Raw genomic sequence first — 1,769 nt, forward strand, 5'->3', positions numbered from 1 at the left:
CTAACCCTTCAAGACATCGCAGACAAGTTCGACATTTCAACGTCAACTGTCAACCGGGTATTCCAGCCTTACTTCCATTCAACCATTTACCAATTCATCTTGGACTTGCGGTTGGGCTATGCCTATACCCTGATTGAAAATGGTTTGTCTATCACGGAGTCATGGCAAAAAGCTGGCTTTAATGATTATAGTAACTTCTATAGAGCCTTTATTAAGCATTATCATATTAGACCGCATCAGGTACCAAAAAAAGGAGACTCATAAGGATCTCCTTTTTTTTATAGATTTATAGATTTATTGATTTATTGATTTCAGTCGTCGGCTGTCTCTTTACCTATCATAGCCTTAAAAGCAGTGGCACCACCCTCAGTCCAGGATCGGACAAAACAGTGCTGAATCACGCTACTTGCAACAATTTTTTTCATAAATCAAAAAAAGTTCACGGTACTTGCCCTAATCTGGGTTAAGTACCGTGAGCTTTTTTGTATACAGTCATTGCAATTTTGCTAATAACCTAATCTTCTACTAGTCCTAATTTTTCGAAAATGTCATCTACTTTTTGGATATGGTAGTGGTAGTCAAATGCATCATCAATAGCTGCTTGATCAAGGTGACTAGTGATTTCTTCATTGGCTTCTACAAGCCCTTTAAAGTGCTTGCCTTCGTCCCAAGCGATTGCAGTCAGAGGTTGTACTAAGTCGTAGGCTGCTTCACGTGATAAGCCTGCATCAACCAATTTTAGCAATACACGTTGTGAGTAGATTAAACCGTGAGTAGCATCCATGTTGCGTTTCATATTTTCAGGGAAGACGGTTAGTTTTTCCATGATGTTTGCGAAACGATGTAACATGTAATCTACTAAGATTGTTGTATCTGGTAGGATAATGCGTTCAGCCGATGAATGAGAGATATCTCTTTCATGCCATAAGGTCACGTTTTCATAAGCAGTCATGACATGACCACGAACGACACGTGCTAATCCAGCCATGTTTTCTGAACCGATTGGGTTACGCTTATGTGGCATTGCGCTTGAACCTTTTTGCCCTTTTGCAAAGAATTCTTCCACTTCACGTGTTTCCGATTTTTGTAGTGAACGGACCTCGGTCGCAATATTTTCAATCATTGTAGCGATTAAAGCGAGTGATGAAATATATTCAGCGTGAAGGTCACGTGGTAGGATTTGCGTTGAAATCTCTTGTGGGTTGATGCCTAAGTGTTCACACACAAAAGTTTCAATAAATGGCGGTACATTGGCGTAAGTACCTACTGCACCAGATATTTTACCTGCTTCAACACCGCGCGCAGCCGCTTCAAAACGTTGGATATTTCGTTTACATTCTGAATACCAACGCGCTACTTTCAAACCAAAAGTCGTTGGTTCAGCGTGAACACCATGGGTACGGCCCATTGTAACAGTGTATTTATGTTCAATCGCACGCGCTTTTAACACTTGCAACAATCGGTCTAAGTCTTTACGAATTAAATCATTTGCTTGTTTTAATTGGTAACCTTGAGCTGTATCCACAACATCAGTAGACGTTAAACCATAGTGCACCCATTTACGTTCTTCGCCCAATGATTCAGACACGTTACGGGTAAAGGCAACCACATCATGACGGGTTTCTTTTTCAATTTCTTCCACTCGTTTTGCATCGAAAGTGGCCTTTTCACGAATGGCTTGCGCATCCTCTTTAGGGACTTCACCTAAGGCCGCCCATGCCTCTGTTGCAAGAATTTCAACTTCCAACCAAGATGCATATTTATTTTCT

2 protein-coding genes are annotated in these 1,769 nt (G+C 40.9%); one reads left to right on the top strand and one right to left on the bottom strand.

Features of this window, described 5'->3' with window-relative positions; genetic code table 11:
• The coding region (locus tag ACRCJ0_RS13355; RefSeq protein ID WP_431390731.1) for a helix-turn-helix transcriptional regulator at positions 1 to 264 on the top strand (264 nt) is incomplete at its 5' end.
• A 250-nt stretch (positions 265 to 514) separates the two neighbouring features.
• On the opposite strand, the gene purB is transcribed toward ACRCJ0_RS13355, so the two are convergent.
• Positions 515 to 1,769 (bottom strand): adenylosuccinate lyase (gene purB, locus ACRCJ0_RS13360; protein ID WP_431390732.1); only part of this gene is annotated, 1,255 nt, incomplete at its 5' end.

The organism is Aerococcus sp. L_32, from assembly GCF_050689315.1.